Raw genomic sequence first — 22,283 nt, forward strand, 5'->3', positions numbered from 1 at the left:
TCAAGGGTGGGAGCGTTGGGACGCACTAAACGCAAGGTGGCTTGCGCGGGGCTGAGATGGCGACCGAGCGCGCCTGCGGGCGCTCACGCCCGCAGCGCCTGGGCGAGTTCGAGGAAGGCGTCCCGGCTCGGCGTCCCGCCGGGCTCCTGGCGCAGGGCCTCGTAGATGCGCGGCACGAGGCCCACCGCCTGGTCGAGTTCGGCATCGGTGCCGGCGCGGTAGCCGCCCATCAGGCGCAGGTCCCGCGTCTCCTCGAACCGCGCCATCATCCCCTTGAGGCGTCGCACGAGTTCCCGCTGCTCGGGGGACCAGACGTGCTCGGCCAGCCGCGAGATCGAGCCGAGCAGGTCGATCGCCGGGTAGCGGCCCTGGTCGGCGATGCCCCGGTCGAGGACGATGTGGCCGTCGAGCGTGCCGCGGATGCTGTCGGCGACGGGGTCGTTGTGGTCGTCGCCGTCCACCAGCACCGAGAAGATGCCGGTGATGCTGCCCTGGCCCTCGCCGCCGGGGCCGGCCCGTTCGAGCAGGCGCGGCAGGTCGGAGAAGACGCTCGGAGGAAAGCCCCGCGCCACCGCGGGTTCGCCCGCCGCCAGCGCCACGTCGCGGGCGGCGTGGGCGTAGCGCGTGACCGAATCGACGATCAGCAGCACCGCCTCGCCCCGGTCGCGCAGATGCTCGGCCACCGCCATCGCCAGCTTGGGGGCCTGTCGGCGCATCATCGGGCTCTCGTCGCCGGTGGAGACCACGATCACCGCGCGCCCGCGGCTCGCGGCGAGCGGCCCGTCGAGGAACTCGCGCACCTCCCGGCCGCGCTCGCCCACCAGCGCCACCACGACGCTGTCGAAGCCCTCGGCGCCCGCCAGCATCGCGAGCAGGGTCGACTTGCCGACGCCGGAGCCCGCGAAGATGCCGATGCGCTGGCCGGCGCAGAGCGGCGTGAACAGGTCGATCGCCCGCACGCCCGAGCGCAGGGGCTGGCGCAGCCGCGCCCGGCCCATCGCGGCGGGCGGGTCGGCGTCGAGCGGGACCGGGCACGGCCCCGGCACGAGAGGGCCTGCCCCGTCGATCGGCCGGCCGAGCGCGTCGATGACGCGGCCCTTCCACGAGGAGTCGGGGCGCAGGGCCGCGGCCCCGAGCCGGAAGGCGCGGGTGCCGATTCCTGCTTCGATGCGGGCCTCGAAGGGCTTGAGGGTGGCGCCCCCGGCGTCCACCCGCACCACCTCGCCGATCTGGATGCGCCCGCCGGCCTCGAAGCCCATGCGGTCGCCGAGCCGCACGAAGGGCGCGACCCCGCCGACCCGGCAGGCGCTGGCCGTGACCTCGCGGATCGGGCCCCCGATCCGCACGAGCGCCCCTTCGGTGCGGGCGGCGGCCAGGGCGGCGTCGAGGCGCGAGAGCGGGTCGGGAGGCGCGCTCATGCGTCAGCTCGCCGAGCCGAGGGAGCGGATGGCGTTCTGCAGCGAGGATTCGGATTCGGTGACCGTCGCGGCGGCGTTGTCGAAGGCCCGCTGGATGCCGATCAGCTTGGTGAGTTCGAGCACCGGGTTCACGTTGGCGCCCTCGATATGGCCCTGGATCACCCCGAGCCGGGTGAAGTCCTGCACCGGCCGGCCCGGCAGGCTCGACGCCACCGCGCCGCTCGCCGCGCGCGTCAGGCTGCTCGCCGCATCGATGGTGAACAGGCCGACGGCGCCGACTTGGTTGCCGTTCTGCTGGATGCTGCCGTCGCGCCCGATCACCGGGGGACCGGCCTGGGGATCGAGCAGGATCGGCGAGCCGCCCGGATCGAGGATCGGCAGGCCGGCCACGCTGCGCAGGCGGCCGTTCGCGTCCATCGTCATGCGCCCGTCGCGGGTGTAGAGCGGCCCCTTGGGGCCCTGGACGCTGAGCCACGCCTCGCCCTGCACCGCCACGTCGAGGGGGGCGTCGGTGCGGATCGTCGGGCCGGCCCGGCGCGAGATGTAGCTCTCGCCCGTGGTGGCGAAGGCGACCGGGCCGGTCTTGGCGTTGGCGAGGACCTGCTCGAACTTGGTCTCCTCGGCGCGGAAGCCCGCCGTCGCCGCGTTGGCGACGTTGTGCGCCACGGTGGTGAGGCGCTTCTCCAGAGCGATCTGCGCGGAGAGCGCGACGTAGAGGCCGGTCTGCATGGCTAAAATCCCGCCCGGCTGCGCTGCAGGCCGAGGAGCAGCGCGGCTTGGTTCCCGCCCCCCGAGAACAGGACGGCGGCGGGCGAGTCGCCCGCGTTGTTCTGCGCGTCCCAGATCGCCGCGAAGCGGCGCACGAACGCCTCCACCTTGGCCGGTTCCTTGAAGCTCGCGATGTCGATCTTGGCGGAGATCAGCGCGGCGCGCCGAGCGAGGGATTCGCTTGTCGCCGCGCCGCTCGTGGCGGGCAGGCCGATCACCGTGTTGGCGACTTGGCTGAGTGCCGGGTCGCCCAGGATGTCGTAGGCGCTCGTGAGTCCGGAGGCCTGCCGCGCGAAGTACAGGGCGAGGCGCAGGCCCGTATCCTCCGCGCCCGCATCCGTCTCCAGGGTCTGGCGCAGGTAGGCGTCGGTGACGGCCTTGGCCTTCGCGTCCGGCGGGAGGCCGATGCCGAAGCCGATGTCGAGGGCGGTCTGCCCCGGACCCGAGAGCGGCAGGTTGCGCACGGCGAGGGTCCGGGTGGCGCCGCCCGCGGCGTAATCGACGTCGGCGTAGTCCCCGCTGCCGCCGACCGCCCCGTCGGCGCCGAGCCCCGAGAAGGCGGTGGTCTCGATGAACAGGCTGCCGGCCACGCCGAGGCCGACCTGGACCTTGCCCTTGAGTCCGGCCTCGCCGGAGGCCGCGACCTGCGCGTTGATCGCCGCGACGATCTCGGTCGGCGTCACCTGTGCGAGATTCTGCACGGAGGCCGCGAGCGAGGCCTTGTTCAGCACGATCGTCGCCGACTTGGTCGAGGCGGCGTCGACCTGCGAGGCGAGCGCGAATCGCACCTCGTTCGGGCCCGAGAAGTCGAGCGTCTCCGGCAGGGCGAACGCGCCGTTGAGCTGGGCGGGCGTGGCGGCGACGAGCCTCGCCTCCGCCGCGATGGTGCCCGACACGGTCGGGCCGGCGCCGGTCGCGCTCGCGCCCGTGGCGAAGTCGAAGGCCCGCGCGAAGGCGACGTAACGGGCGTCGGCGAGGCGGTTGGCGAAGCTCGCCGGCGAGGCGGCGCCCTCCGTCAGCACCTTGCGCATGAACGCCTTGGCGTAGGTCATCTCCTCCAGGCCGTACGCCTTCATCGCGAAGGTGTAGAGACGCGTGTCCTTCATGAAGTCGTCGATCGACTTCACCTTGCCGATAGTGGCCTGGAAGTAGGCAGTCTCGCGCGCGATCATCGGATCGGCGGCCTTGCGCTTGAGCGAGGCGCCGAGATCGCGGGTGATCAACTGATAGTTGGTGAGGGTCGAGGGCATGCGCGCGCTCCTGGAGCGGGCTTAGGAAGCCACGCTTGCCTCAGGCTTGTGGTGGGCAAGGGCCGTCACGGCCCGGCCGCGATGATGGTCTGCGTGGTGACGACGACCCAGCCGGACCCGGCCGGCAGGATCGACAGCACGCGTCCGGCCCCGGGCAGCAGCGTGCCGGGAATGGCCTGCAGCGTGCCCTCGCCGCCCTCGATCAGCGCGACACCGCCCGCCACGCCCTTCAGCCGGTAACCGTGCCCGGCCGGTCCGGCATCGCCGCGCGGCAGAGGAGCGGTGGGCGGCGCCTCGGGCAGCGAGCCGGTGATCATCGGGTCGAGATCGGCTGGCTCGTCCGCGGCGGGCACGCCCTTCTTCCAGGCCATCGGCCCCACGCCGGCCGGCACCACGGCCCGCACCGCGTAGGGGCGAACGCCCCCGGCGATGGTCACGGCCGCGAAGCTGCCCGAGACGAGCGCGAGACCCACGACGAGGGCGAAGGCCGTCCGCTCCGCCGCCGCATCGCGCGCGCGGCGCAGCATCGCGGCGGCGGTCAGCGCCGAGTCGCGCTCCGGCGCGACGGCTCGGGCCGCCTGCGGCTTGGCCGATCGCGGCTTGGCCGATTGCGGCTTGGCCGATTGCGGCTTGGCCGCCCGGGGCGAGGGGCGGGGCTGGGGCCGGAGCGGGCGCCGTGGGGAGCGCGGAGGTGAGGACATGGCCGCCGGGACCGTGGCGCGGGGATGAAGCTGGGGATCAGCGAGGGATGAGCGCATCGGATGAAGGTTGCGTTAACCCTGCGCGGCTACGCCTCGGGGCGAGCGACGCTGAGGGCAGCCCGCCGGCAGGGGGCAAGCGCCGCGGCGCGCAGCACGGCGGGCGGGCATGGACGCGGCGACCACACAGAGGACGGAGACGGGGCGCGATCCGCTGGCCGGGCGGCGCCACCGGGTGATGCTGCAGGGCCGCGCCCAGGTCGGCCCCGATCACTTGCTCCCGTGCGTGGTGCGCGACCTGTCCCGCGCGGGGGCCAAGATCCGCATCGACCGCGACCTGCCGCTGCCGGACCGCTTCGCCCTCTACATCGCCGGGCACGATCTGCGGAGCGTCTCGGCGGCCTTGCGCTGGCGGCGGGGGGATTTCGCGGGCGTGGCCTTCGCGGAACCGGCCGAAGGCGGAGCCTGAGAGCACCGGGCGTCAGCCGACGAAGCTGTAGCCGACCATGCGCTTGGCATCGATCGGGTCGCGGCCGAGCCGCATCCGCAGCTTCTTGCGCAGCTTGCTGACGTGGCCCTCGACCACGCTCTCCTCGACGTCGCTCGCGAGGTCGCCGTAGACCGCCGCGAAGATCTGGCTCTTGGTCAGCCAGCGGCCGCGGTTGCGGGCGAGGTATTCGAGGATGTGGCGCTCGCGCCGGGGCAGCATCATGCTGTTGCCGTCGATCTCGGGGTCGCGGCCGTCGAAATGGACCACGAGGCGCTCGGCCTGCTGCGGGGCCGCCGCCCGCATCTCGGCCCGGTTCATGCGGCGGCGGATCGCCTCGGCCCGGGCGAGGATCTCGCGCACATGCACGGGGCGGCGCACCACGTCGTCGATGCCGGCGGTGAAGAGGTCGAGGGTCTGGGCGAGGGAGCGCGTCTCGCTGAGCGCGATGATCGGGGCCTGGCTCAGCCGGCGGATCGTCGCCGTGTGGGCGGCGCGCTCACCGCACTCGCCGAGCAGGAACCCGTCGACACCCCCGATGTCGCTCTCGGCATGCTCGCCGAGCCATGCGCCGAACTCGCCCGCGCCCACGCCGCGCGACGCCACGCCCTGTTCGCTGAAGCCCGCCACGTATTCAGCGGCAACACCCTGCCGCTCATCGACGACGATGTACATTCCCGCTGCCCCCTAGGCATCGACGAGATTTGTGAAGTCTCCGGATCCTCGCCTGTTGTTCGGCGCTGATGGGTCCGGAGGAAGGACGACGCGCGGACCCGCTCCGATGCCGGCCTGCACCTGTCGAAACCTTCAGGAGGGGCGGCGGCGCGCGGGTTAGCGCGACGCTTCCCTGTTTCGCGTGGCGTGGTTAATTAATGGTTAACGCTGTGGCGGCGGGCTTAACGGCCGCGACGAACAGCAGTCCCGTGGCTGCGCGGTGCCGCGGGGCCACCAGCAGATGCCGCCGATCTGACGCAGGGACGGCGCCTGCCCGTGGATCCGGATAGGCAGCGCGGGACAAGCAGACGCATCGATTGGTATCGAGACCGCATTAGGCCCAGTCGCATGCGCCGAAAGACTTAGATCAGGAGGCTTAGGAGTGGCGGAATCTTGCCGCGCAAGGTCGCCTCTTCATGCGCCGCCGAGCGCACCCGTCGTCCGGTCGGCGAGGCCGCACGACCGCGATCCGATCGCAGCCGGTGGGAGACAAGGCGCGAGGGGGAGGGATGCGGCCTGCCGCGATGGTGCCGGCTCGCGAGGGGCGCCCGTGCGGACGCGGCTGCCGGGAGAGGAACGGACGTGAGAGGCGAAGCGCGGCCCGATCAGGGCGTCTTCTGCCAGCCGCTTCGGCCCTCGCCGAGGCCGTGCATGCGGTAGTGCACCAGCGGGTTGATGCCCGCCGCCGCCACGTCCGGATTGGCCGAGAGATAGCCCGTCGTGCTGAACTGCGCCGAGGGGTCGCGCCCCTCCTTCCAGCCGAAGACCAGATAATGCTCCAGCGGGTCGCAGCCGTGCGCCGCAACGTCCGGATAGGTGTCGAGATAGTAGACCGGGTCGAAGCCGCCCATCGCCCAGGAGGCGCGGAACGGCGCGGGAGATTTCGGCTTGCGGCCCAACAGGGAGATCATCGGCTCTCTTTCATCCGGCTGTGCAGTCTAGCCCCGACTGGCTGAACGGGCTCTGACTGAGGGCGCCCGGTCCCGCCGCGAAGCCATGCGATTCGCATTCACCCCCGCCATCACCCTAGGGCAGCAGCGGGCGGTACGCCATACGCACAAAGGACGCGCCGCCACGGCCCGATCCCTCGGTTCGATTCTTCCCTGCGCCCCGAGCCGTGCCGTGCCATTGCGGCCGGGTTGAGGCGGATGGAGGGGCGGTTCATGCGTCGCGGGGCGGGGCCGTCAGGTGGGCGGCGTGCCGTTGGCGGTCAGGACCGCACCGGCGAGGTAGAGCGAGCCGCAGATCAGCACGCGGGGCGGGCGCTCCCAGGCCCGGTTCTCCAGGGCCACGAGGGCGGCCTCGATGCTGGGGGCGGTCTCCGCCGCGAGGCCGACGGAGGCGGCGATCGCCGCGACCTCCTCGGCCGGGCGGGCGGCGATCTGGCTGCCGATCGGCACCGCGACGACGAAACGGGCAAGGCCCACGAAGTTGCGCAGGAAACCCTCCGCATCCTTGGTGCCGAGAAGCCCCGTCACGAGGACGAGGGGCGCATCGCCCCGCTCCTGCAGGTCGGCCATCGCGGCGGCGAGGATGCGCCCGCCATCGACGTTGTGGCCGCCGTCGAGCCAGAGTTCGGCGCCGGCCGGCATCAGGCCGGCGAGGCGTCCGCGGCTCAGGCGCTGCAGGCGACCCGGCCAATCCACCTGCGTCAGGCCGGTCTCGTAGGCCGCGGTGCCGAGATCGCCGAACCCGGCCGCGCGCAGCGCCGCGATCGCCGTGCCCGCGTTGACGATCTGATGGCGTCCGGCGAGGCGGGGGCGGGGCAGGTCGAGCAGGCCGTCCTCGTCCTGGTAGACGAGCCGTCCGCGCTCCTCGTGCACCGAGAAGTCCTGGTTGCCGACCAGCACCGGCCCGGCCCGCACCGCCTCGGCGCGGGCGCAGAGCACCCGGTCGGCTTCCGCGTAGTCCTGCGGGGCGATCACGGCCGGGCAGCCGCGCTTGAAGATGCCGGCCTTCTCGGTCGCGACCGCCTCGACCGTGTCGCCGAGATACTCGGCGTGGTCGCGCCCGATCGGCGTCACCACGGCGGCGGCCGGGGTGTCGATCACGTTCGTGGCATCCACCCGTCCCCCGAGCCCGACCTCCAACAGCAGCACGTCCGCCGGGCACTCGGCGAACAGCAGCAGGGCGGCCGCGGTGGTGATCTCGAACACGGTGATCGGCTCGCCCCCGTTGGCCGCCTCGCAGCGCGCGAAGGCCTCGGCGAGCCGGTCCTCGGCGACGAAGCGGCCCCCGCCGACCCGGCCCAGGCGGATGCGTTCGTGGAAGCGCACGAGGTGCGGCGAGGTATAGACGTGGGCGGCCAGCCCGCCCGCCTCCAGGATCGCCCGCATGGTGGCGATGGTCGACCCCTTGCCGTTGGTGCCCGCCACGTGGATGACCGGCGGCAGCCGCCGCTCCGGGTGCCCGAGCGCCGCGAGCAGCCGCTGGATGCGGCCGAGCGACAGGTCGATCGTGCGCGGGTGAAGGGCCAGGAAGCGCGCCATGAGCGCGTCGGAGGACTCCATCGGTCGGTCTGTCTCGCAGCTATCGGGGTGCGCGTAGCAGTCGTCCTGCCGAACGGAACAGACTTGCCCCCCTTCAGCAAGCCCGACCTGAGGGCGTGGATGCGGCCGGCCGGCGAATGGCGGCCACGACCGTCGTGCCGGTCGCTTCTGCCGTCAGCGTCGTCCTCTCGTCGTGCACCGCGGTCCGACGTTTCCGTTCCTCGGCGGTCACGCACCCGCCCCTTGCCGCGTCGTCTCCGGCGGTCCTCATTCCCTCACGCCGGCAGCGGCTCCGCCGCCACCGCCGCATCCGCCGGCGCCTGCATCAGCAGCCCGCACAGCCGCGCGATCGTCGCGCGCAGGTCCCGGCGGTGCACGACCTGATCGATCATGCCGTGCTCCTTCAGGTACTCGGCGCGCTGGAACCCGTCCGGCAGCTTCTCGCGGATCGTCTGCTCGATGACGCGCGGTCCCGCAAAGCCGATGAGGGCGCCGGGCTCGGCGAGATGGATGTCGCCCAGCATCGCGTAGGAGGCCGTGACGCCGCCCGTGGTCGGGTTCGTCATCACCACGAGGTAGGGCAGGCGCGCGGCGTTGAGGCGCCGCACCGCCACGGTCGTGCGCGGCATCTGCATCAGCGACAGGATGCCCTCCTGCATGCGCGCCCCGCCCGAGGCCGCGAACAGCACGTAGGGCGTGCGCTTGTCCAGCGCGGTCTCGGCGCCGCGCACGAACGCCTCGCCCGCCGCCATGCCGAGCGAGCCGCCCATGAAGCCGAAATCCTGCACGGCGAGCGTCATCGGCAGGCCGCTGACGCGGCCGAAGCCGATCTTGAACGCGTCGGCCATGCCGGTCTTGGCGCGGGCGTCCTTGAGGCGGTCGACGTAGCGCTTCTCGTCGCGGAACTTCAGCGGATCGGTCGCCACCTCGGGCAGCGGCACGTCGAGCCACGTGCCCTGGTCGAACATCATCTTGAGCCGCTGCTGGGCGGTCATCCGCAGGTGGTGCTCGGAGCCCGGTATCACGAAATGGTTGGCCTCCACCTCCTTGTGGAAGACCATCTGCCCCGTCTCCGGGCATTTCACCCAGAGGTTCTCGGGGGTCTCGCGCTTGAACAGCGTCTTGATCCTCGGACGCACGACCTCCGAGATCCAGTTCATCGGCTCGACCTTCATGGCCGCCTCCTCACGCCGCCTGTCCGCTGGTTGCCTGGCGCACGCCCAGGGCGAGGTCGCGCACGAGCGCCGTCACCGCCGAGACGCTGCCGGAGGTCGCCCGGCCGTCGAGGTCGAGGGAGCGGGCGAGCGCATCGACGAGGGCCGAGCCCACCACCACGCCGTCGGCCGAGCGGGCGATGGCCGCCGCGTGCGCGCCGGTCTTGACGCCGAAGCCGACGACCACCGGCAGGTCGGTCTGCGCGCGGATGCGGGCGACCGCCTCCGCCACCTCGCTGAAGTCGGGGGTCGCCGAGCCGGTGATGCCGGTGATGGACACGTAATAGACGAAGCCCGCGGTGTTCGCGAGGACCGCCGGCAGGCGCCGCGCATCCGTGGTCGGCGTGGCGAGGCGGATGAAGGCGAGGCCGGCCGCCCGGGTCGGCAGGCACAGCTCGTCGTCCTCCTCGGGCGGCAGATCGACGACGATGAGCCCGTCGATGCCGGCCGCCAGCGCATCCGCGAGGAAGCGGTCGACGCCGTAAGTGTAGAGCGGGTTGTAGTAGCCCATCAGGATCAGCGGCGTGTCCCGGTTCTCCTCCCGGAAGCGGCGCACGAGATCGAGGGTCCTGGCCACGGTCTGGCCGGCCTTGAGCGCCCGCAGGCCCGCCGCCTGGATCGCCGGCCCGTCCGCCATCGGATCGGTGAAGGGCAGGCCGAACTCGACGATGTCCGCTCCCGCCGCGGGCAGCGCCCGCAGCAGGGCGAGCGAGGTCTCGGGGTCGGGATCCCCGGCCATCACGTAGGTGACGAGGGCGGCGCGCCCTTCCGTGCGGCAGCGGGCGAAGGCGTCGGCGAGGCGGGTGGTCATCTCATGCATCCTCGGGCGTCCCGGGCGGTCCGGCCCGTCGTGGGACCGCCGGAGCGGCCGGGCAGCACGCCGCGCTACACCATCAGGCGCGCGAGGTGAAGCCGGCGGACTCCCGCACCGCGGCGCGGACCCCCTCGAGGGTCAGGACGCCCTCCGCGCCCTCGACCGACACCGCCGCGGCCCCGCTGGTCATGAGGGCGGACAGGGCGTCCTTCAGCGAGGCGTCGGCGGGCAGGGGCGGCGCGTCCGCCGGCAGTCCCGCCCGGCAGGCCGTGCGGGCCGGGATCAGCGCCAGCCGCCGCAGCAGCCGGTCGCCGCCCACGAACTCCGCCGCGAAGGCGTCGGCCGGGCGGGCGAGCAGGCCCTCCGGCGTGTCGGCCTGGACGAGGCGGCCGGCCCGCATCAGCGCGACGCGATCGCCCATGCGCAAGGCCTCGTCGATGTCGTGCGTCACCATCAGGACGGTCTTGCCGAGCCGGCGCAGGATCGCGCGGATCTCGCCCTGCAGGCGCCCGCGCACCAGCGGATCGACCGCCCCGAACGGCTCGTCCATCAGCAGCACCGGCGGATCGGCCGCGAGCGCCCGCGCCACCCCGACACGCTGACGCTGGCCGCCCGAGAGCGCGTCCGGCCGCCGGTCGCGGAAGAGGGCGGGGTCGAGGCCGACGAGGTCGAGCATCGCGTCGACCCGCTCGGCGATGCGCCGCGCCGGCCAGCCCAGCAGGCGCGGCACCGTCGCGACGTTCTGGGCGACGCTGTAATGGGGAAACAGCCCGATTCCCTGCAGGACGTAGCCGATGCGGCGGCGAAGCCGGATCGGGTCGAGCCCCGCCACGTCCTCGCCCGCGACCCGCACCCGCCCGGCGCTCGGCGCGACGAGGCGGTTGACCATGCGCAGCGTCGTCGACTTGCCGCAGCCCGAGGGGCCGATGAGGATGCAGGTGGTCCCCTCGGCGACCGTTAGGTCGAACCCGTCGACCACCGGCCGCTCGACCCCCGGATAGGTCTTGGCGACGTCCTCGAAGCGGATCATGCCCGCGGGCGGCGCCTCAGCACCCGGAGCAGATCGAGCCGAGAGTGCGCTTCATGCGCTTGTCCCAGGCCTTGTCGCGGTCGGCGGCCTTGCGGGCCGCGGCGGCCGCCTCCTTGTTCGCGGCGTCCCGGCTGGCGCTCGCCTGCGCCGGGCTCGGATTCGCCGGAACGGTGTCAGGGCGCGGCTGGCGGCGGCCCGTCGCGGCCGGGGCGGGCGGCTGCGTGAGGCCCGGCGGGCTCTCGGGCGTCGGCTGCTGCGCATGGACGGGGCCCGGCAGGGCCGCGAGCCCGAGGGCGGCTGTGGCGAGGAGGTGACGCATGGTCTCGGTGTCTTCGTCGGGCGGAGTGCCGCGGAACGGTCGCGCGCATCCTATCGGGCTGCGGCCCTGAGGGCCAGCGGCGGCCCCGCCTCGGCCGGGCCCGCCGGACCGGCGAACAACCCTTCGATCCAGGCCGCCACCGCGCGCACCGCGGGCGCCTCGGCATCCTCCGGGTGGCCGATGAGGTAGACCGGCCGGCTCACCGCCGGCCCGTTCCCGAGGCGCTGCAGGCGGGAATCGCGGGCCGCCATCACGTCGGGGAGCACGCTGCGCACCCCGCCCGCCAGCGCGAGGCGGCGCAGGGTCTCCAAGCGCGAGGCGCGGTGCCGCGGCCCGGGCCGGCCCGCCTGACGCTCGGCATGGCGGACCTCCGGGAGGTGGCCCTGCGCCGCGTCGAGGGCGGCCCAGGGCAGACGCTCCGGCGCCGCTGCGCCGGCCGCCGCATAGACGCCGTAGTCGAGCCGGCCGATCTCGCGGGCGCCCGCATGGGGCGCGGAGAGCGGCCCGAGCCGCACCGCGAGGTCGGCCTCCCGGCGGGTGAGGCTGAGGTTGCGGTCCTCGGCGATCAGTTCGAGGCCGAGGGCGGGCCGGTCGGCGACGAGGCGCGGCATCGCGGGGGCGAGCAGGTGGTCGCACAGCACCGCCACCGCGGTCACGCGCACCACGCGCCAGCCCGGGCCGTCCGGCGACTCCGGGTCGCGGCGCAGGGCCGCGCCGGCCTCGCGCAAGGCCCGCTCGGCCGTCTCCAGGCCCGGCAGGAGGTCGCGGCAGGCCTGGGTCGGGACGAGCAGCCCGCCGGCGCGGCCGAGGAGCGGCCGCCCGAGATCCGCCTCCAGCCGCCGCACCCGCCGCCCGGCGGTCGTCGCATCGACGCCGAGCAGCGCCGCGGCCGCCGACAGCCGCCCGGTCCGCGCCACCGCGAGCAGCGTCCGCCACGCCTCCCAATCCTCCATGCTCCCTCTCCGCCAGCCCTGCATCAATGCAGCCCTTGCCCTGCATCTTGCCGCTGGTCCGGCACAAATGCACGTGCCAACCCTGGCCGGATCCCGAACGGAGCCGATCGATGAGCGAACCCAGAACCCTGCTGCAGATGGCGGGCGCCTCCCTCGAACCGCCCCGCCTCGCGGAGGCGGTGCTGGTGGTCATCGACGCCCAGGGCGAGTACGCGCCGGGCGGCGGCCTGCCGCTCTACGGCTTCCTGGCGGCGCTCGCGCGGTGCACCGATCTCCTGGAGGCGGCCAGGGCGGCGGGCGCGCCGGTGCTGCACGTGGCGCATCGGGGACGCAGCGGCGGCCTGTTCGACCGCGAGGGCCCGGGCGGCGCGATCCGGCGGGAGGCCGCACCCGCCCCCGGCGAGCCGGTGGTCGAGAAGACGCTGCCGAACGCCTTCGCGGGAACCGACCTGCAGGAGCGTCTCGCGGCCCTCGGGCGGCGCGAACTCGTGCTCGCGGGCTTCATGACCCACAACTGCATCAGCTCGACCGCCCGGGCCGGCCTCGACCTCGGCTACCGCGTGACGGTGGCGAGCGACGCCACCGCCACCCGCGCCCTGCCGGACCCGCTCGGCGGCCCGCCGCTCTCCGCGGCCGAGGTGCGGCGCGCGGCGCTCGCGGGCCTCGCCGACCGCTCCGCCCTCGTCGCGACGACGGCCGCGCTCCTCGCCGCCTGAGCGCTCGCCCTCGCGGGCCGAGGCCCTATGATGGGCGGGACCGCGCCCGCGACGGAGGCCCGCATGAGCGCCAGCCGCAAGCCGCCCCACGGCGTCGACCGCCGCCGGATGGTCGCCGACGCCCTCGACCGCCTGGCGCCGCGGCTGCCGGAGTTCGAATCCGAGGCGATCCTCGACCGGGCGCTCGCCAGCCCGGGCCTGCGGGGCGCAGCGCCCGAGACGGCGGCCTGGCTCGGGATGGTGGCCTATGCCCGGCACGTCTTCACCGAGTACGATGCGCTTCTCGACGAAGGCTACGACCAAGACAGCGCCCGCCACTTCGTGCTCGACGACCTCAACGCCGTGCTGGCGGAATGGGGGGTGAGGCGGCGCATCGGCGAGGAGGCGGAGGAGGCCTGAGGCGGGCACGCGAGCGCGGCCGAGCCTATATAGGGAGGGCTCCCGCGCCCTGCGCGATCCCGCAGCCCAGCCCAGAAGCCGAACCCATGAGTGTCGCGGTCGCTGACGTCCTGATCCCGCTCGCCCTCGACACGGCCTACAGCTACGCCGTGCCGGCCGGGCTCGACCTCGCCGAGGGCGACGTGGTGCAGATCCCGCTCGGGCCGCGCGAGACGGTCGGCGTGGTGTGGTCGCTGCGCGAGGGAGCCTCGGGCGGCAACCTGCGGCGCGTCACCGCCAAGGTGGCGGAGGAGGGCCTGCGGCCGCCGCTGCGCCGGCTCGTGGACTGGATCGCCCGCTACACCCTGGCGCCGAAGGGTTCGGCGCTGGCGATGGCGCTGCGCCTGCCGGAGGAGGGGACGCGCAGCGAGGTCGCCCGGATCGGGGTGCGGGCGACCGGGGCGGCGCCGAGCCGGATGACGCCCGCGCGCGCCAAGGTGATCGCGGTGGCGGCGGACGGGGCGGTGCGCGGCAAGCGGGCGCTCGGGCTGGAGGCCGGCGTGAGCTCGAGCGTGGTCGAGGGGCTGATCGACGATCGCGTGCTCGAAGCCGTGGCGCTGGCCCCCGAGCGCGTCGCCGAGCCGCCCGATCCCGACCACCCGCACGCGCCCCTCTCGGGGCCGCAGCGCGAGGCGGCGGACGCGCTGATCGCCACCCTCACGGCGCCCGCGCCCGGCGGCACGGCCGGGGAGGGGGGCGTGACGCTCCTCGAAGGCGTGACCGGCGCGGGCAAGACCGAGGTCTATTTCGAGGTCGTCGCCGAGGCGGTGCGCCGGGGCGTACAGTCGCTCGTGCTGATGCCCGAGATCGCGCTGACGGCCCAATTCCTCGACCGGTTCGCGGCGCGGTTCGGGGCGCGGCCGGCGGCGTGGCATTCCGGAATCGGCGGGCGGCGGCGCGAGCGCATCCGGGCCGGCGTCGCGGCCGGCGAGATCCCGGTGGTGGTGGGCGCGCGCTCGGCCCTCTTCCTGCCCTTCCGCACGCTCGGCCTCGTCGTGGTCGACGAGGAGCACGAGGCCGCCTACAAGCAGGACGACGGCGTCTGCTACCACGCCCGCGACATGGCGGTGGTGCGCGCCAAGCTCGAGAACGCCGCGGTGGTCCTGGCCTCGGCCACGCCCTCGATCGAGACCCGGGTCAACGCCGCGCGCGGGCGCTATCGCCGGGTGGTGCTGCCGGAGCGCTTCGGCGGGCGGCGCCTGCCCGAGATCGCGGCCGTGGACATGCGGCGCGAGGCGATGCCGCGCGGGCGCTACCTGTCGCCGACCCTCACGGCGGCGATCGCCGAGACCAACGCGCGCGGCGAGCAGGCGCTGCTCTTCCTCAACCGCCGGGGTTACGCGCCGCTCACCCTCTGCCGGGCCTGCGGCCACCGCTACCAGTGCCCGAACTGCTCGACCTGGCTCGTGGAGCACCGCTTCCGCCGGGCGCTGGTCTGCCATCATTGCGGCCATGCGGAGCGGCGGCCGGAGGCCTGCGCGGCCTGCGGCACCCTCGACAATCTGGCGGCCTGCGGCCCGGGGGTCGAGCGCATCGCCGAGGAGGTCGCCGCGACCTTCCCGGACCGGCGCGTGATCGTGCTCTCCAGCGACTTCCCCGGCGGCGCCGAGCGGCTGCGGGCCGAGCTGCAGACCGTGGCGGAGGGCGGCTGCGACATCGTCGTGGGCACGCAGCTCGTCGCCAAGGGCCACAACTTCCCGCATCTCACCCTGGTGGGCGTGCTCGACGCGGATATCGGGCTCGCCTCGGGCGATCCGCGCGCCGCCGAGCGCACCTTCCAGCTCCTCCAGCAGGTGACGGGCCGCGCCGGGCGCGGCGAGAAGCCGGGCCGGGCGCTGGTGCAGACCTACCAGCCGGAGCATCCGGTCATCGCGGCGCTGATCTCGGGCGATGCGGAGCGCTTCTATGCCGAGGAGACGGCGGCCCGGGAGGTGGCGGGCCTGCCCCCGTTCGGGCGGCTCGCGGCGCTGATCGTCTCGGCGGCGGAGCGGGAGGCGGCCGAGGCGCACGGCCGGGCGCTGGCGCAGGTGGCCGATCCGCCGCCGGGCGTGATGGTGCTCGGCCCCGCCGAGGCGCCGCTCGCGCTGGTGCGCGGGCGCCACCGCTTCCGCCTGCTGGTCAAGGCGGAGCGCGAGGTCGACATCCAGAGCTACCTGCGCGACTGGCTGGCGCGCGGGCCGAAGGCCCGCGGGAGCGTGCGCGTCGGGATCGACGTCGACCCGCAGAGCTTTCTCTGAGCATCATGCGCCGAAGTGGATGCCGGTTCGGCGGCGGACATGATGCAGCAAGGGAGCATCATGCGCCGAAGTGGATGCCGGTTCGGCGCCTGAGCGGGACGGTCCCGGGCCGTGCCGCGCGCGCCGGCGCTACTCGGCGAGCGGCCGGGCCTCTTCGGGCAGCATGATCGGGATGCCGTCGCGGATCGGGTAGGCGAGCTTGGCGGAGCGGCTGATCAGCTCCTGGCGCGCCGAATCGTATTCCAGCCTGTCCTTGGTCAGGGGGCAGACGAGGAGTTCGAGCAGCTTCGGATCGATCCGCGTCGGTTCGACGGGCAGCGGCGTATCGGCCATCGGGCGTGTCCTCGTGGGCGGCCCGCGCCTCCTAGTGCATTCCGGGTCCCGAGGGAACCGGAAGGGCCGGGCGCCCTGGAGCGCCTCAGGGCGTCGCGCGCAGGCCCGTGGCGAGTTCGCGGTTGATGCGGATCAGGGCCGTGAGCTTCTCGGCCGCGGGCTCGACCATCGTCTCGAAGGTGCGGGTGAACACGAAGGCGCCGAGCCGCGCCATCGACTGCTTGAGGTCGGCGGGCAGCGGCGCCTCGGGCTCGGTGGCGGCGGTCGAGAGGAGGGTCCAGACCTTCTGGTTGAAACCGAGCGCGTCGTTCAGTCCGGCCTGCTGGTCCGCCCAGTTGTCCTGGATCAGCTGGAGGCGGGCGGCCGCCTTGATCAAGACGGCGGCCTCCGCCTCACGCGGCGACAGCGCCGCTTGCGAGACCTTGGCGTAAGCATTGGCCGCGTAGCTCATCCGTGCACGTCTCCTGGCGGGCGCCCGGACTCGCGCCGCTTGCCGCGGTGTCGCACGGAAATCTTAAGCTTGAGTTGTTACGTCGCGGACAGATGGGCGGGATGCCGCGCGCGGCCCCTCTGCCCTGAAACCGCTACGATGTCGGCCCAAGGACGGTGCGTCCTGTTGAACCTGCCATGATGAACTTCATCCTCGGCACCATCGCCGGTGCGCTGATGGCCGCCATCGCGACGATCGCGGCGGTCCGCAATCACGACGTCCAGCTCCGTCTGGGCTTGGTGCGGCCGGAGGTGCCGGTGGTCGCCGCGCGGCGTCCCGATCCGGTCTGTCCGCCCGCTGCCCCGTCGATTCTGGCCGGGGCGCCCGTCGGGCAGCCCGAGATGCTGTTTGCCAAGCGCCGGTTCTGGTCGGTGGCGCCGAAATAGGCCCGCATGGGCGCGCGGGCCGCGGTCGTCCGGTTCACATCGCGCTGAGCAGCACCATCACGACCGTGGTCGCGGCGGTGGAGCCGAGGAAGCCGCACAGGGCGGCCGTGAAGGAATGGGCGCCGGGCAGGGCAGCGTCGGTGCGGGCGGCGGTCTCGGTGCGGACGGTGCTGGGGGTCATCGGCGTCGGGTCCTGAAAGCTCTGGGCTGCGGTGCAGCGCGTGATGACAGTGATGGGCGAAGCAGGCTTGGCTATCTGTGCGGGACCGCACCCGGTCAGTCGCAGCGGAAGCTGCGCTTCTCCAGGCGCACCGAGCGCAAGGCGCCCAGGAGATCGATGGCGGCGAGACCGAGCCCGCACTCATCGAAGCGGTCGCGGGCATCCTCGTAGCGATCCTCGGCGTCGCCGAGGGCGTCGCAGACCCGGTCGCGATCGCCGATCCGCGCGTCCTGGCGGGCCTGGAAGCGGAAGGCGGCCGCCTCGTCGAGCTTGCGCTGAGCGCCGACGCAGGCCGGCTGGGCGAGAGAGGGAGCGGCGGCCGTCGCGGCAAGCGCGGCCGTTAGCGAACACACAACGACACGTGACAGAATCGACATCGGCGATACTCGTCGAGATCTGGGATGGGGCAGCGAGGCCTTCCGTCTCGTCAGTGGAGACTTGTGGCACTGCTCGAACTGGCATCCGAGAAACGACGCGATGCGGAAGGGGTTCCGCGGATTCCTGCTCAGATGTTGGTCAAGCCGAGCTTGCGGCGGGGCGCCGCCGCCGCGCCGTCAGGATCGTGCCGAGCGCGACGGGCCGGTACTCCCAGGCATCGACGCCGACATCGTACTGACGGGGCACGGGCTTCAGCCTGCCGTGCGAGTGGCCGTGCAGGTTGATGACCCCGCGCCCCATGCGGTTCCAGGTGCGGAAGGCGTAGTGGCAGAGGACGAGGTGGTGCCCCTCGACGTCGATCTCGGCGTAATGCGCCACGGAGGCCCAGCCCGGCGCCGCCAGGGTCGCCGCCCCATCGTTGTTGCCGACGATGAGGTGCTTCTCGCCGTGCAGGCCGGCCAGCAGCGCGGCGATGCGCTCGGGGCTCGGGCCGAGCGCGAAGTCGCCGAGATGCCAGACCGTGTCGCCCGGCGCCACGGCCTCGTTCCAGCGCGCCACGAGGGCCTCGTCGTGCGCGGGAAGGTCCGGATAGGGCCTGCGGTCGATACGCAGGACCCGCGGATCGCCGAAATGGGTGTCGCTGGTGAAATAGACCGCCATGGCGGCAGCCTACCCGCTCGGCGCCCTACTGGAAGCGCAGCGGCACCGAGAAGCTCTGCTGCGCCACCGTGACGCCGTCGGGGGCCGCCGGCAGGGAGCCGCTGGCCGCCGCCAGCGCCGCCGCATCAAGGCTGCCGTTGCCGCTGCTGCCGATGAGCGAGGCGCCGAGCACGCGCCCGGAACGCGCCACCGTGAATCGGATCGTCACCGTGCCGCCGCCCCCGCCCGGATTGCGCACCCGGCCGCGGATGGCGCTCTGGATCTGCTGCCCCCAGATCCGCATGGCGCCCGGATCGGCCGCCGCCGGCGCGGCGGCGCTGCCGGTCGCGCTCTGGCGCGACGCGTAGGCGGTGCTGCGGCGCTGGCGCTGCGGCTCGGTGGCGCGCTCGGCGGCGGGCTTGGGCGTCTCGCGGCGCACCTCGCGCATGGGCTTCGGCGGCGGGGGCTTCTTCGCCTCTACGGGCTTCGGCACCGGCTTCTCGACCGGCTTGGGCTTGGGCGGCGGCTTCACCACCGGGGGCTTGGGCTCCTCCACCGGGCGGGCGACCACGGCCGGCGGTGGCGGGACGGCCGCCTGCGCCGCCTCGCTGGTCGAAGTGATGACCTGCTCCTGCGGCGGCTCCACCGCCTGCACGGCCTCGGGCGACGCCTCTGCGACCGTCTCGGGTGGCTTGGCCTCCGCCACAGGCTCGGGCGGCGCTTCCATCACCGTCTCGGGGGGCTTGGCCTCGGCCACGGGTTCCGGCGGCTTCGTCTCGGTGACGGGCTCCGGGGGCGCCTCCGCCACGGTCTCGGGCGGCTTGACCTCGGTCAGCGCGGCGGGCGGCTCGACGGGCTTCTGCTCCAGGGGGAGATCGGCCGGCGGCGGGGTCGAGACCGTGTCCTGCGACTCGTTGGGAACCTCCACAGCTTCCAGGGGCGGCGCGAGGTCGATCGTCACCTCGTTCTCGCCTGGCGGCGTGGGCGCCGCGCCGCGCCAGTAGGTGATCACCCCGAGCGCGCCGGCGTGCAGCAGCAGGGCGACCAGGAAGGCCAGGGCGAGGCCCGGACCCGGCTGCTGCGGGCCGTCCGTCGTCGCGCGGGTGGACATGCGGAACCTATCGGGGGGAGGGGGGCGGCAGCGCCGCGCCGCCGGGTGCGTTGGCGATGAGCGAGACCTTCGCGAAGCCCGCCTGGCCCACGAGGCCCATCACCTCCATCACCTTGCCGTAGGGTACGTCCTTGTCGCCGCGCACCAGCACGGTCTGGCCGGGATCCTCCGCCGCCACGGCCTTCAGCCGGGCGAGCGCGCCCTCCGGGGGCAGCGCCTCCTTGGCGAGGAACGCGTGGCCGTCCTTGTCCACCGAGACGACCACGGGCTTCTTGTTCTCCGAGGTCTTGGCCGCGGCGGTCTTCGGCAGCTGCACCGGCACGCCCACCGTCATCAGCGGGGCGGCCACCATGAAGATGATCAGGAGCACGAGCATCACGTCGACCATCGGGGTGACGTTGATCTCGGAGAGCGGTGCGGCGTCGAAGTCGTCCTCGTCGCCCGCGCCGGTCTGCAGGGGTCCCATGCCCATCGGGCGGTCTCCGGACTCTGCGCATTCATCGTCGCGACGGTCACCGTTCCGGCGGCGAGACGGATGCAGGAACAGGAAGCTCGGCGGCGTTGCGCCGGGCGGGGCCTACTCGGCGGCGTTGCGGGCGTGATGGCTGCGGTCGCGGGCGAGCCGGTTGCCGAGGGTGCCGATGGCGGCCACGAAGGCGGCCTGCACCTTGGCGAGGTCACCCGACAGCTTGTTGTAGGCCACCACGGCGGGGATCGCGACAACGAGGCCGATCGCGGTGGCAAAAAGCGCTTCGGCGATGCCCGGGGCCACCACCGCGAGGCTGGTGTCCTGGCTCTTCGCGATGGAGGCGAACGAGTTCATGATGCCCCAGACAGTGCCGAACAGGCCCACGAAGGGCGCCGCCGACCCGGAGGTGGCAAGCAGCGGCAGGCCGGCCTGCAGCCGCTTCAGGTCCTGGGTCAGCGCCGCGCGCATCGCCCGCTCGATCCGCTCGCGCCGCTCGGCGCGGGTCTCGCTCGGGTCCTGGTCGCGCCACGCCTCCTGGGCGGCGGCGACGACCCGCGCGGCGAGGCCACGGCGCCCGTCCTCCAGCCCGCCGCCCTTCGCCACCATCTCGGCGAAGGCCTTCGCCTGCCGGCGCGCCGCCGCGATCCGCACCATTTTGTCGATCACCACCGTCCAGCAGGCGATCGAGGCCAAAACGAGCAGGATCATCACGCCCTTCACGATCGGGTCGGCCTGCAGGAACAGGCCGACGAAGCTGAGGTCGTGGGCGGCCGGGGCGGTTGTCGGATCCATCGCGGATCTCCTCGAAGGCGGTGGCGGGGCGCGGGCGCGGGGGGCCGCAGGCGGGGCGTTCAGCGCACGAACGGCGCGGCGCCCTTGGCGGAGGCCGGCTCGATGCGCTCCAGGCAGGATTCGCGGCTGAGGTCGGCGCCCTCGCAGGCCACGACATCGTTGAGGAGCAGGCGGCCGACCTGGGTGCAGGGCGCGGGGGCGATGTCGAACTGGCGCAGCACGGTCTTGCGCGCGGCGAGGGGCCCGAGTTCGACCAGCACCCGCTTCTGCGCGACGCCGTCGGTGTCGAAGGCGTAGAGGTCGAGCTTCATCGACTTGATCGGACCGCCCTTGCCGTTCTCGACGACGAGGATGGCGCGGCAGGCGTCGCCCACCGTCTCGAGCTTGTTCAGCTCGACGCGCAACGGCGTCTCCGGCGCCTGAGCCAGGGCGGACGCGACCATCACGAACGAGATCGCGAGGCAGAACAGGAGATCGAGGGCGAAATGCCCGAGCCGGGCACGGAACCACGGCATCCCTTGGGTGAACACGTCTGTCGTCTCCCCTCCGGGCCAGCCGGGATCCGGAAGGCCCGCCCATCCGCCATCGCCACGCACGAAGCCTCCCGCGCCGCGCCCTCCCATCCGGAAGAGGCCGCAGGTCCCGTCCGCCGCTCTCACGCCGGCAGCGCGCTCCGCTCTCGTTCGTGGGCCGGCCGGTCCGTCCCCCGGGCCGCCGGCGGGGATGCACTAGCCGAGATGGCCGCGCGGGATCAAGTCTCGCGGCGAAACTCAGAGTAATTCCAGATTGTTATTCTGGCAGAGCGGCGTCATCGGCCGTGGCCGGCCGGCTCCGCCCGGTTGCTGAACCGGGCATTGCCGAGGCCGGTGCCGATGGTCAGCACGCCCCAGCGGCGTACGTCGCGCAGGAACGGCACCTCGCTCAGGCCCTGCACCACCGCGTCATTGTGCATCACCACCATCACGGGGTGTCCGTCGATCGCCGGCACGCCCGCGCGCAGGGCCTGGGGCAGGTTGAAGCGGCTGCTCTCCCAGTTGCCCGGCAGGTTCTGGCCGCCGCGGCTGATCTGCCCGTCGGGCTCGATCAGGCCCGGGCAGCCGACCCCGATGAAGGGAGCGAGCGCGAGGCCGGACTTGAGGGCGCGGGCGATGAGGTCTTCCAGCATCGCGGTGAGCCGAGCCACCGCCGCGTCGCGGCCGGGCGGCGGATCCTCATCCCGGTGACGCCAGAGGGCCGAGCGCCAGACCGCCGCACGGGACAGGTCGGGCGCCTTGCGCAGATTCGTGGCGACGATCCCGACCCGGATGTTGGTGCCGCCGATATCGACCGCGACCAGGCTGTCGTAGCCCGAGAAGATCCACGACGGGGCGAGGTGCACGGCGCCGATCAGGCCGCCCTCGTCGTGGTGGTGGCGGATCGGCACCAGCGCGAGGTCGAGGCCCGCCGCCTTGAGGAGAACGCTCGCGCGGCCGATGGCGAGGCGCCCGACCCGGGAATCGCTCAAGCCCCCGCCGACCACGATCCGCTCGGTGTCGCGCCAGCCCTTCTGGCGCAGGAAGCGGCGCACCACGGTGGCGAGTTCCTGGGCGAAGTCCTCCACCGCGCCCTGGACCACGCCCGCGGCCTCCGGCGGTCCCTCCAGGAGAAACCGGTCGAAGGTCTTCTTGGTCATGGTCCGGCTCGGCTCGAGGCCGAGGGGGTCCTCGCCGATCCGGCGCAGGCGCTCGCGCCAATCCTCGATCAGGTCGCGGAAGGCGCCCTTGCTGACCCGGTCGCCGATGAAGCCCTCGTCGTCGGCCTGCCGCAGCTCGACGTTGTAGCTGTCGACGACGACCGCCGGCAGGCGGGCCGCCGCGTGCGGGAAGTCGGACCCGACGACATCCTGTCGTGCTGCATCTTGGCGTGCTGCCATCGGGCGTG

At 73.5% G+C, this 22,283-nt stretch carries 27 protein-coding genes; 5 read left to right on the forward strand and 22 right to left on the reverse strand.

Annotated elements, in window-relative coordinates:
* Positions 1–83: 83 nt before the first annotated feature.
* The 4 genes from fliI to MFF61_RS16615 form a co-directional block, all read right to left on the reverse strand.
* Positions 84–1,418 (reverse strand): flagellar protein export ATPase FliI, encoded by a 1,335-nt coding sequence (gene fliI, locus MFF61_RS16600; RefSeq protein WP_238236267.1) that lies wholly within the window; start codon positions 1,416–1,418, stop codon positions 84–86.
* Positions 1,419–1,421: 3 nt separating this feature from the next.
* Positions 1,422–2,147 (reverse strand): flagellar basal-body rod protein FlgF, encoded by a 726-nt coding sequence (flgF, locus tag MFF61_RS16605; protein WP_238236269.1) that lies wholly within the window; start codon positions 2,145–2,147, stop codon positions 1,422–1,424.
* Between the two features lie 2 nt (positions 2,148–2,149).
* Positions 2,150–3,436 (reverse strand): DUF1217 domain-containing protein, encoded by a 1,287-nt coding sequence (locus tag MFF61_RS16610; protein WP_238236271.1) that lies wholly within the window; start codon positions 3,434–3,436, stop codon positions 2,150–2,152.
* A gap of 65 nt (positions 3,437–3,501) precedes the next feature.
* Positions 3,502–4,137 carry a hypothetical protein gene (locus tag MFF61_RS16615; RefSeq protein WP_238236272.1) on the reverse strand — a complete coding sequence of 212 codons (636 nt, stop codon included), beginning with the start codon at positions 4,135–4,137 and terminating at the stop codon, positions 3,502–3,504.
* A 166-nt stretch (positions 4,138–4,303) separates the two neighbouring features.
* Here MFF61_RS16615 and MFF61_RS16620 point away from each other — a divergent pair, with 166 nt between their 5' ends.
* Positions 4,304–4,603 carry a PilZ domain-containing protein gene (locus MFF61_RS16620; protein WP_238236274.1) on the forward strand — a complete coding sequence of 100 codons (300 nt, stop codon included), beginning with the start codon at positions 4,304–4,306 and terminating at the stop codon, positions 4,601–4,603.
* A gap of 12 nt (positions 4,604–4,615) precedes the next feature.
* On the opposite strand, the gene MFF61_RS16625 is transcribed toward MFF61_RS16620, so the two are convergent.
* The 8 genes from MFF61_RS16625 to MFF61_RS16660 all read right to left on the reverse strand — a co-directional run bounded on the left by MFF61_RS16625 (position 4,616) and on the right by MFF61_RS16660 (position 12,154).
* Complete coding sequence (locus MFF61_RS16625; protein ID WP_238236276.1) at positions 4,616–5,296, reverse strand: response regulator transcription factor; 681 nt, start codon at positions 5,294–5,296, stop codon at positions 4,616–4,618.
* Positions 5,297–5,940: 644 nt separating this feature from the next.
* Positions 5,941–6,186 (reverse strand): hypothetical protein, encoded by a 246-nt coding sequence (locus MFF61_RS16630; protein WP_373324719.1) that lies wholly within the window; start codon positions 6,184–6,186, stop codon positions 5,941–5,943.
* Between the two features lie 333 nt (positions 6,187–6,519).
* Positions 6,520–7,845: a bifunctional folylpolyglutamate synthase/dihydrofolate synthase gene (locus MFF61_RS16635; protein ID WP_238236278.1), complete on the reverse strand. Its 1,326-nt coding sequence runs from the start codon at positions 7,843–7,845 to the stop codon at positions 6,520–6,522.
* A gap of 254 nt (positions 7,846–8,099) precedes the next feature.
* Entirely contained in the window at positions 8,100–8,999 is a 900-nt protein-coding gene (gene accD, locus MFF61_RS16640) for an acetyl-CoA carboxylase, carboxyltransferase subunit beta (protein ID WP_238236279.1), read from the reverse strand.
* Between the two features lie 10 nt (positions 9,000–9,009).
* Complete coding sequence (trpA, locus tag MFF61_RS16645; protein ID WP_238236284.1) at positions 9,010–9,849, reverse strand: tryptophan synthase subunit alpha; 840 nt, start codon at positions 9,847–9,849, stop codon at positions 9,010–9,012.
* Positions 9,850–9,931: 82 nt separating this feature from the next.
* Positions 9,932–10,882: an ABC transporter ATP-binding protein gene (locus tag MFF61_RS16650; protein ID WP_238236285.1), complete on the reverse strand. Its 951-nt coding sequence runs from the start codon at positions 10,880–10,882 to the stop codon at positions 9,932–9,934.
* Positions 10,883–10,898: 16 nt separating this feature from the next.
* Positions 10,899–11,201 (reverse strand): hypothetical protein, encoded by a 303-nt coding sequence (locus MFF61_RS16655; protein WP_238236287.1) that lies wholly within the window; start codon positions 11,199–11,201, stop codon positions 10,899–10,901.
* A gap of 50 nt (positions 11,202–11,251) precedes the next feature.
* Entirely contained in the window at positions 11,252–12,154 is a 903-nt protein-coding gene (locus MFF61_RS16660) for a LysR family transcriptional regulator (RefSeq protein ID WP_238236288.1), read from the reverse strand.
* A 110-nt stretch (positions 12,155–12,264) separates the two neighbouring features.
* On the opposite strand from MFF61_RS16660, the gene MFF61_RS16665 reads away from it, so the two are divergent.
* From MFF61_RS16665 to MFF61_RS16675, 3 genes are all read left to right on the forward strand, one after another.
* On the forward strand, positions 12,265–12,870 hold the full coding sequence (locus MFF61_RS16665) for a cysteine hydrolase family protein (protein WP_238236289.1): 606 nt from the start codon (positions 12,265–12,267) through the stop codon (positions 12,868–12,870).
* Positions 12,871–12,933: 63 nt separating this feature from the next.
* Complete coding sequence (locus tag MFF61_RS16670; protein WP_238236290.1) at positions 12,934–13,269, forward strand: DUF2293 domain-containing protein; 336 nt, start codon at positions 12,934–12,936, stop codon at positions 13,267–13,269.
* Positions 13,270–13,355: 86 nt separating this feature from the next.
* Positions 13,356–15,545: a primosomal protein N' gene (locus tag MFF61_RS16675; protein ID WP_238236291.1), complete on the forward strand. Its 2,190-nt coding sequence runs from the start codon at positions 13,356–13,358 to the stop codon at positions 15,543–15,545.
* A 129-nt stretch (positions 15,546–15,674) separates the two neighbouring features.
* On the opposite strand, the gene MFF61_RS16680 is transcribed toward MFF61_RS16675, so the two are convergent.
* Both MFF61_RS16680 and flaF read right to left on the reverse strand, forming a co-directional pair.
* Positions 15,675–15,878: a Trm112 family protein gene (locus tag MFF61_RS16680; protein WP_238236292.1), complete on the reverse strand. Its 204-nt coding sequence runs from the start codon at positions 15,876–15,878 to the stop codon at positions 15,675–15,677.
* Between the two features lie 85 nt (positions 15,879–15,963).
* Complete coding sequence (flaF, locus tag MFF61_RS16685) at positions 15,964–16,329, reverse strand: flagellar biosynthesis regulator FlaF (protein WP_238236293.1); 366 nt, start codon at positions 16,327–16,329, stop codon at positions 15,964–15,966.
* A gap of 176 nt (positions 16,330–16,505) precedes the next feature.
* Between flaF and MFF61_RS16690 the strand changes: the two genes are divergently transcribed.
* Positions 16,506–16,754 carry a hypothetical protein gene (locus tag MFF61_RS16690; protein WP_238236294.1) on the forward strand — a complete coding sequence of 83 codons (249 nt, stop codon included), beginning with the start codon at positions 16,506–16,508 and terminating at the stop codon, positions 16,752–16,754.
* A 34-nt stretch (positions 16,755–16,788) separates the two neighbouring features.
* On the opposite strand, the gene MFF61_RS16695 is transcribed toward MFF61_RS16690, so the two are convergent.
* From MFF61_RS16695 to MFF61_RS16730, 8 genes are all read right to left on the reverse strand, one after another.
* A complete protein-coding gene (locus MFF61_RS16695; RefSeq protein WP_238236297.1) occupies positions 16,789–16,935 on the reverse strand; it encodes a hypothetical protein in 147 nt (48 codons plus the stop codon).
* A gap of 95 nt (positions 16,936–17,030) precedes the next feature.
* Positions 17,031–17,351, reverse strand: coding sequence for a hypothetical protein (locus tag MFF61_RS16700; RefSeq protein WP_238236299.1), 321 nt, complete (start codon positions 17,349–17,351; stop codon positions 17,031–17,033).
* 139 nt (positions 17,352–17,490) lie between these two features.
* Positions 17,491–18,012, reverse strand: coding sequence for a metallophosphoesterase family protein (locus MFF61_RS16705; RefSeq protein ID WP_238236300.1), 522 nt, complete (start codon positions 18,010–18,012; stop codon positions 17,491–17,493).
* A gap of 25 nt (positions 18,013–18,037) precedes the next feature.
* Positions 18,038–19,102 (reverse strand): TonB family protein, encoded by a 1,065-nt coding sequence (locus tag MFF61_RS16710; RefSeq protein WP_238236301.1) that lies wholly within the window; start codon positions 19,100–19,102, stop codon positions 18,038–18,040.
* Between the two features lie 7 nt (positions 19,103–19,109).
* Positions 19,110–19,574, reverse strand: coding sequence for a protein TolR (tolR, locus tag MFF61_RS16715; RefSeq protein WP_238236302.1), 465 nt, complete (start codon positions 19,572–19,574; stop codon positions 19,110–19,112).
* Between the two features lie 105 nt (positions 19,575–19,679).
* Positions 19,680–20,363, reverse strand: coding sequence for a MotA/TolQ/ExbB proton channel family protein (locus MFF61_RS16720; protein WP_238236303.1), 684 nt, complete (start codon positions 20,361–20,363; stop codon positions 19,680–19,682).
* A gap of 59 nt (positions 20,364–20,422) precedes the next feature.
* Complete coding sequence (locus tag MFF61_RS16725; protein WP_238236307.1) at positions 20,423–20,893, reverse strand: Tat pathway signal protein; 471 nt, start codon at positions 20,891–20,893, stop codon at positions 20,423–20,425.
* 278 nt (positions 20,894–21,171) lie between these two features.
* Positions 21,172–22,275: an ROK family protein gene (locus MFF61_RS16730; RefSeq protein WP_238236308.1), complete on the reverse strand. Its 1,104-nt coding sequence runs from the start codon at positions 22,273–22,275 to the stop codon at positions 21,172–21,174.
* Between the last annotated feature and the right edge of the window lie 8 nt (positions 22,276–22,283).

Source organism: Methylobacterium isbiliense (genome assembly GCF_022179325.1).
In the GTDB taxonomy this organism is placed as follows: Bacteria; Pseudomonadota; Alphaproteobacteria; order Rhizobiales; family Beijerinckiaceae; genus Methylobacterium; species Methylobacterium isbiliense.